The following is a 7,980-nucleotide window of genomic DNA, read 5'->3' on the forward strand; positions in this document are numbered from 1 at the left end:
AACCCTCGCCGCACGCCTAGGCGTACTGGGCCCGCCGCGTGCCGCCGGCGCGGCGGCTGGCCTTGTCGGTGACGATGTTCTCTTCGGCCATGCGCCGGCCGCGCTGCTCGATGCGGCCGAGGAAGTCGCGCAGCATTCCGACCTCGGCTTCGCTGAGGTCCTGCACCAGCATGTCATTGAGCCGCGCCACCTCGGGCAGCAGGGCGCGGTAGCGGCTGCGTCCTTCTTCGGTGGCCTCGACCAGCACCACGCGCCGGTCGGCCTGGGCATGCAGCCGGCGCACCCAGCCTTTTTCGCACAGCGCGCCCAGCGTGCGGGAGGTGCGCACCAGATCGAGCTTGGCCGCGGCGGCCAGCTCCGCCGAACTCATGATGCCGCCTTCGACGGCGCAGGCCAGCAGCCGCCATTCGCGCCGCGTGATGCCGAAGCGGCCTTCGCACAGGCGCACGAATACCGGGTTGGATTGGGACCAGGCCTGGTACAGCCGGTACATCAGCATGTCGGACAGGCAGGGTTGGGAGGGCGAGGTCATGGCGTCTCCTCTCGGATCGCGCCGCCCTGGGCGCTCCCGTCGCGCATGGGGCCGCGCCGGCGGCGGGCAGGCATGCATGTCGTTATGGAAAGTACTGGATTAGATCAACAAAAGCCCGCATTGCTAAATTCATTTTGCCTATTTGCGAATGGGCCAGGCATGGACAAAGCCATCGCGCCCATGCCGGAACGATAAGCCGCTTGCCGGCCCGGACGGCGCGGCCCCCAAGGAGAAGACCATGCAAGAACGTATGAAGAAATGGGCCGCGGCCTGTGCGCTGGCGTTGCTGGCCGCCGCGCCCGCGGCCCATGCCCAGGCGTCGTCCCCGCCCCTGGACGGACCGCTGACCATCGTGGTGGGCTACCCGCCGGGCGGCAGTTCCGACCGCATTGCGCGGCTGGTGGCCGAGCGCCTCAAGGACAGGGTGGGCGTGTCGGTGGTGGTGGAGAACAAGACCGGCGCGGGCGGACGCATCGCCGCCCAGGGGCTGCGCGCGGCCGATGCGCGGCAGAACGTGCTGATGCTCGCCAATCCGGCCGTGATGGTGGTGGCGCCGCTGGTCTACGACAAGCCCGGCTACGACGCCAGGGCCGACTTCAAGCCGGTTTCGCTCGTGAGCCGGTACAAGTTCGCGCTGGCGGTGGCGGCCAGCTCGCCGGTGAAGGACGTGGCCGGCTTGCGGCGGGCGCTCGAGGCCCACCCTGGGGAGTTCGCCGTGGGCGTGCCGGCCACCGGCAGCCTGCCGCATTTCTTCGCCCTGATGCTGGGGCGCGCGCTCGGCCAGACGCCGGAAGTGGTGGGCTACCGCGGGTCCGCGCCCCTGATTTCCGAGCTGATCGGCGGCATCCTGCCGCAGGGCATCGACACGCTGGACACGCTGCTGCCGCAGCACCGCGCCGGCAAGATCCGCATTCTCGCGACCTCGGGCCAGACGCGCGACCCCGATCTCGAAGACGTGCCCACGTTCCGCGAGGCCGGGGTGGACCTGGCCGCCGACGGCTGGAACGCCTTTTTCGCGCCGGCCGCCATGCCGCAGGCCAAGGTCGAGCGTCTGGGCCGCGACATCGCCGAGGCGCTGCGCGAGCCGGCCCTGCAGGAGGCGGTGCGGGCCGCGTACCTGGAGCCGGTGTCGGCCGGCCCGGCCGACACCGCCGCCGCGCTGGAGGCTTACCGCAAGCAATGGGAGCCGGTCGTGCGGGCATCCGGTTTCAAGGCCGAGCAATGAGGGGACGGGCATGAGCGAGGTGCGCAATGTGCTGTTCATCATGGCCGACCAGCTGCGGGCCGACCACCTGAGCTGCTATGGCCATCCTTATCTGGAAACGCCCAGCCTGGACGCGCTGGCGGCGCGCGGCGTGCGCTTTGACCGCGCTTTCGTGAACTCGGGCGTCTGCGGCCCGTCGCGCATGAGCTTCTACACCGGCCGCTATCCCTCGCGCCATGGCGCCACCTGGAACCGCGTGCCGCTGTCGATCAACGAAATCACGCTGGGCGAATACCTGGCGGGCCAGGGGCGCGAGCTGGCCCTGGCCGGAAAGACCCACGTGATTCCGGACCGGGCGGGCATGGAGCGCCTGTCGATCGACGGCGCTTCCGAGCTGGGCGTGCTGCTCGAACGCGGCGGCTTCGTGGAGCTGGACCGCTACGACGGCCATCACGAGCCCGGCGCCGAGAGCGGCTATCCGGCCTATCTGCGTCGGCACGGCTACGACAGTCCCGACCCATGGACGGACTACGTCATTGCCGGCGTGGACGCCTCGGGCCAGGTGGTCAGCGGCTGGAACATGCGCAACGTGCATCTGCCCTCGCGCGTGGCGGAGGCGCATTCGGAGACGGCCTACATGACCGGCCAGGCGCTGGATTTCATGAAGCGCCGCGGTTCGCAGCCCTGGGTGCTGCACCTGAGCTACGTGAAGCCGCACTGGCCCTATATGGCGCCCGATCCCTATCACCGGCGCTACACGGCCGACCAGTGCCTGCCGGTGCGGCGCAACCGTGCCGAGCTGGAGCAGGCCCATCCCGTGGTGGCGGCGTACCGCCAGCACGAGGAGAGCGTCAGCTTTTCCCGCGACGAGTGCGTGCGCACGGTGCGGCCGGCCTACCAGGGCCTCATCCGGCAGCTGGACGACCACCTGGGCCGCCTGTTCGATTACATGGAGGGCGCGGGGCTGATGCGCAATACGCTCATCGTGTTCACGGCCGACCACGGCGATTTCCTGGGCGACCATTGGCTGGGCGAGAAGGAGCTGTTCTACGACACGGTGCAGCGCGTGCCCTTCATCGTGATGGACCCCTCGGCGGCGGCCGACGCCACGCGGGGCCGGGCGTTGGACGACATGGTCGAGAGCGTGGACCTGGCGCCCACCGTGCTGCGCGCGCTGGACGTGCCCCGGCCCTGGCACCGGCTCGAAGGGCGCGAACTGCAGGACCTGCTGCACGGCGGCGCGCAGCCGCAGGGCTGGCGCGACTGCGTGTTCTCGGAGCTGGACTACAGCTTCCGGCAGGCGCGGCTGGCCCGCGGCAAGACGCCGCGCAACGCGCGGGCCTGGTCGGTGCGCACCGAACGCTGGCGCTACGTGTACTGGCTGGACGAGCCCGAGCAGTTGTACGACCTGCACGCCGACCCGGAAGAGTTCCAGGACCTGGGCGCGAGCTCGGCGCACGCCGGCGTGCGCGACGAGCTGCGCCACCGCCTGCTGGAATGGATGCTGCGCGGCCGCGTCCGCACCACCATCAGCGACGAGGCGGTGGCGCGCGGCACCAACGCCCACAAGCGGGCGGGCGTGTTTTTCGGACAGTGGTAGGCGGGCCGGGACGCCGCGCGGCGTTCCGGCCCGGAAGATGGCGCGCCTAGAACCGATAGGCGCCGCTCAGCATCACCGTGCGGCGCGCGCCGTAGAAGCAGTCGCCCCGGTCGAGGCAGACGGTTTCGTAGCTGCGGTCGGCAATGTTGTTCACGTTGAGCGCATAGCGCCACGGGCCGTGGTCGTAGCTGACCATGGCGTCGAACAGCGTGACCGAGGGCGTTTCCGGTGCGCCGCCGTCGCGGAAGGCCGACAGCCAGCGCACGCCCGCGCCCACGGCGAAGCCTTCCATGCCGGCCACGTTGAAGCGGTACTTGCTCCATACCGATGCCATGTGGCGCGGCAGGCTTTCCAGTTGCGGGTCGATATCGGTGTAGATGTAGTTTGCGATCACGTCCACCGACTTGGTGACGCGGCCGCGCAGTTCCAGTTCCACGCCGCGCGTGCGGGTCTTGCCGGTCTGGACCTGGTTCTGGGGGTTGTCGGGGTCGTTGGTCTGGCGGTTCTTTTCGCGCAGGTCATAGGCGGCCGCGGTGAACGACAGCGCGCCGTCGGCGGGCATGTATTTGATGCCGGCCTCGTACTGCTTGCCGCGCATGGGCTTCCAGTGCTGGTTGTAGAAGTCCGCGCCCGCGATCGGCGTGAACGATTCGCTGTAGCTCAGGTAGGGCGACCAGCCGTTGTCGGCCGCATACATGATCCCGAACCGCTTGGTGGTGGCGAAGTCGGTTTCGCGGTTTTCTCCTTCGGTGGTGCTGTCGGCGCGGTCGCGGCGAATGCCCGCCACCACGATCCAGTTGCGGCCGAAACGGATCTGGTCCTGGGCGTAGAAGCCGATCTGCTGCTGTTTCTGCTTGGGCGCGTCCGACAGCGCGTAATCGGGCAGGTTGCCGTAGACCGGGTGGTAGAGATTGAGCGGCGTGCCCAGGCCGCTCGCGCTCTGGCTGGTCTGCCGGAAGCGGGAGTAATCCAGGCCCACCAGCACCGTGTGCTCGGTGGCGCCCCAGCGCACCCGGCCTTCCACGTTCTGGTCGGCCAGCAGTGTGCGCATGTGCGGCCTGTTGATGTAGAAGTAGCGGTCCACGGTCTGCTGCGCCGCGTCGATATACGGGTTGCCGCGGGCCGCGCCGTACACGTTCGGGTACATGCTTTCGTAATCGACCCGGCTGACGCTATTGCGGAAGTTCTGGCGGAAGGTCCAGTTGTCGTTGAACTTGTGCTCGAAGAGCCAGCCTACGTTGAATTGCTCGGTGTCGTATTTGTCGAAGTCGGGCTCGCTGGTGAAGCGGCGGGTCGGAATGCGGCCGTTCACGTTTTCCTGCACGGTGCCGTCCCAGGGCAGGAATCCCTGGGTGGAGTCCAGCCGGTCTTTCTGCCAGCTGGCCTGCAGTGTGAGCGAGGTGGCCGCGCTGGGCCGCCAGGTGAGGGAAGGGGCGACGTACAGGCGGTCGTCGTCGGTATGCTGCATCTGCGTGCCGCTGTCGCGGCCCAGCGCCACGATGCGGTAGAGCCACTGCCCGTCCTCGGTCAGCGGGCCGGTCAGGTCGGCGCGGATCTCGCGCCGGTCGTAATTGCCCACGCTGACGCCGACTTCGCGCATGGCCTCGGGCTGGGGGCGCTTGCTGACCAGGTTCACCACGCCGCCGGTGCTGCCCTGGCCGTAGAGCATCGAGGCCGGCCCGCGCAGGATCTCCACGCGCTCCAGGCCGTACACCTCGGTGCGCGGATTGTTGCTGCCGATGTACTGGCGCAGGCCGTCCAGGTACTGCACCGGCTCGGTGCCGCGCACCCGCACATAGTCGCCGCGGTTGTCCACGCCATACGCATTGGGGCGCACGCCCGCCGCGTAGTTCATGGTGTCCTGCACGTTCTGCGCGCCCTGGTCGACGATCTGGTCCAGGGGAATGACGGTAATGGCGTGCGGGGTTTCCGCCAGGGACGTGTCGGTCTTGGTGCCGGCGGCGCTGCGCGAGGCGGAATAGCCTTGCACCGGGCCGGTGGCGGTTTCGCCCGTGGCGGTCACCTGCACGGCGGGCAGCACGGTGGTCGCGTCGGCGGCGGTCTGCGCCCGCAAGGGCGCGGCGGCCAGGCAGGCGGCCAGCGCGGCCCATTGCAGCCCGCGCGGGGAGGGATGGGAGGAAAACGGCATGGGGAGCTCCAGAAGCGGTGTTGCCTTCGGAATAATCTGAAATTATTGCGAATGGCAATCGTAATGAGTCTCAACCGTAGAAGGAATCATTGCGGCGTTCCGGCCGGGCAAGCAGATGTAAAAAAAACCGCCGGTCCGCCTGGTCCGGGGGATGAAAGCGATTGTCTTTCAAGGGCTTGCGCCGTCCCGCGGCCGGGTGCTGGCGCGCGCCCCACTGTCGGGCGGATGCGACAGCGCCCGGCCGCGGGACGGCGCGGCGCGTCGGACGCTGCSGGGCCCCGGCGATCAGGGTCGGGCGGCCGACCCGGCGGCTTCGGGCTTGAGCTCGCGGCGCAGGATCTTGCCGATGCTGGAGCGCGGCAGCGCGTCGCGGAACTCGACGTACTTGGGCACCTTGTAGCCGGTGAGCTGGGTGCGGCAGTGGGCGATCAGCGTTTCCGCGTCCAGCGCCGGGTCGCGGCGGATCACATAGAGCTTGACCGCCTCGCCGGAGCGCTCGTCGGGCACGCCCACGGCCGCCACCTCGAGCACGCCGGGATGCAGTGCGGCGGCATCTTCCACCTCGTTGGGGTACACGTTGAAGCCCGACACCAGGATCATGTCTTTCTTGCGGTCCACCAGGAAGACGTAGCCGTTCTCGTCCACATAGCCCACGTCGCCTGTGCGCAGATAGCCGTCGGGATGCATGACGAGGGCGGTTTCGTCGGGGCGGTTCCAGTAGCCGCGCGTGACCTGCGGCCCGCGCACGCAGATTTCGCCGCATTCGCCGATGCCGAGCTCGCGTCCTTCGTCGTCGCGGACGGACAGGTCGGTGGAAGGAACGGGCAGCCCCACGGAGCCCGTGAACGTCTGCACGTCCAGCGGGTTGATGGTCACCGCCGGCGAGGTTTCGGTGAGGCCGTAAGCCTGCGCCAGCGAGCGCCCCGTGACGGCGCGCCAGCGTTCGGCCACGGCGCGCTGCACGGCCATGCCGCCGCCCATCGAAAGGCGCATGCGCGAAAAGTCCAGGCTGGCGAACTGCGGATGGTTGAGGAGCGCGTTAAAGAGCGTGTTCACGCCCGTGAACGCGCTGAAGGGCGTCCTGGACATTTCGCGTATGAGGCCGGAGATGTCGCGCGGGTTGACGATGAGCAGATTGCTGGCGCCGATTTTCAGGAAAGTCAGGCAATTGGCCGTCAACGCGAAGATGTGATAGAGCGGCAGCGCCGTGACGATGCATTCCTCGCCTTCGCGGACCAGGGGCGCCACCCAGGCATGAGCCTGACTCACGTTGGCCATGAGATTGCCGTGCGACAGCATGGCCGCCTTGGCAACCCCGGTGGTGCCGCCCGTGTATTGCAGGCAGGCCAGGTCGCTCTGGGCAAGCTCGGGCTCGCGCAAAGGCGCGGCCGCGCCCGCGCGCAGCGCGGCGCGCAGGCGCACCGCTTCGGGCAGGTGGAAGGGCGGCACCATGCGCTTGACACGGCGCACCGCGAAATCCACCAGCCGTCCCTTGACGGGCCCCAGCAGCTCGCCGATGGAGGTGAGCACCACCCGCTCCAGCGCCGTGCCGGGCAAGGCGGCTTGCAGCGTGGCGGCGAAGTTCTCGGCTGCCACGATGACGCGGGCGCCCGAATCGACCAGTTGGTGATGCAGCTCGGGCGCGGTGTAGAGCGGATTGCAATTGACCGCCACGCACCCGGCGCGCCATATGCCGAACAGGCAGACCGGATACTGCAGCAGATTGGGCATCATGAGGGCCACGCGGTCGCCCTTGCGCAATCCCTGCTGCCTGAGCCAGGCCGCGAAATCGCGCGTGAGCCCGTCGAGCCCGGCATAGGTCAGGGTGCGGCCCATGCTGAGGTACGCCGGCCGCGCCGCGAAGCGCGCGCAGCTGTCGCGCACGAGCGAAACCAGGGTGGCGGCCGGGTCCAGGTCGATCTCGCCGGGAACGCCGGGCGGATAGCTCTTGAGCCAGATTCTTTCCATGGGGCGCGGATTCCTAGTGTCGGCCGGCCCTAGCCGCCGAGCAGGGCCTTTTTGAGGGAGGACTGGGCGGGCTTGTCGCCCAGCCAGACGCGCAGCAGGGCGCGCGCGAACGCGGGGTCGTCGATGCGGCCCAGCGGCTTGCCGCCATGGGCGGCCTCGACGCCCCGCGCGTCGAAGTCCAGGTCGATCACGTCGCCCTCGCGCAGCGTTCCCAGGGCCGTCAGCAGGCCGGTCAGGCGCCGGGCGGAGGGCTGCATCGCGGCCAGTTCGTTTGCGGCGGTGTTGTCGCGCAGGCCCTCCTGCAGCGCCTCGTCCAGCGTGGCGGCATCGACGTCGCGCAGCAGTTGCAGGCGCAGGCGGCGCGGCGCCGGGCTCTCGATCAGGGCCCGCGCGTCGCGGCCGGGCCGGGCGGCATAGAGGGCCGCCACGTAGACCTTGACGATGAACTTGCTGCGCAGGCCCGCGCCGACCAGCGCCAGGGTCTGGCCCTGCGCCTGCACCTCAGGCGCAACGGCCACGCCCGCGAC

The 7,980-nt window shown here is 69.3% G+C and carries 6 protein-coding genes; 2 read left to right on the forward strand and 4 right to left on the reverse strand.

Going from position 1 to position 7,980, the window contains the following annotated elements:
• Positions 1 to 16 precede the first annotated feature (16 nt).
• Positions 17 to 532: a MarR family winged helix-turn-helix transcriptional regulator gene (locus tag AD428_RS18725; protein WP_053246187.1), complete on the reverse strand. Its 516-nt coding sequence runs from the start codon at positions 530 to 532 to the stop codon at positions 17 to 19.
• Between the two features lie 250 nt (positions 533 to 782).
• Between AD428_RS18725 and AD428_RS18730 the strand changes: the two genes are divergently transcribed.
• A complete protein-coding gene (locus AD428_RS18730; protein ID WP_053246188.1) occupies positions 783 to 1,757 on the forward strand; it encodes a Bug family tripartite tricarboxylate transporter substrate binding protein in 975 nt (324 codons plus the stop codon).
• Between the two features lie 10 nt (positions 1,758 to 1,767).
• Positions 1,768 to 3,336 carry a sulfatase-like hydrolase/transferase gene (locus tag AD428_RS18735; protein ID WP_053246189.1) on the forward strand — a complete coding sequence of 523 codons (1,569 nt, stop codon included), beginning with the start codon at positions 1,768 to 1,770 and terminating at the stop codon, positions 3,334 to 3,336.
• Between the two features lie 46 nt (positions 3,337 to 3,382).
• On the opposite strand, the gene AD428_RS18740 is transcribed toward AD428_RS18735, so the two are convergent.
• The 3 genes from AD428_RS18740 to AD428_RS18750 all read right to left on the reverse strand — a co-directional run.
• Positions 3,383 to 5,485 carry a TonB-dependent siderophore receptor gene (locus AD428_RS18740; protein WP_053246190.1) on the reverse strand — a complete coding sequence of 701 codons (2,103 nt, stop codon included), beginning with the start codon at positions 5,483 to 5,485 and terminating at the stop codon, positions 3,383 to 3,385.
• A gap of 285 nt (positions 5,486 to 5,770) precedes the next feature.
• A complete protein-coding gene (locus AD428_RS18745; protein WP_053246191.1) occupies positions 5,771 to 7,453 on the reverse strand; it encodes an AMP-binding protein in 1,683 nt (560 codons plus the stop codon).
• 29 nt (positions 7,454 to 7,482) lie between these two features.
• Positions 7,483 to 7,980, reverse strand: a 498-nt coding sequence (locus AD428_RS18750; protein WP_082308494.1) for a chalcone isomerase family protein, incomplete at its 5' end; no start/stop codon positions are given.

The organism is Achromobacter sp. DMS1 (genome assembly GCF_001270295.1).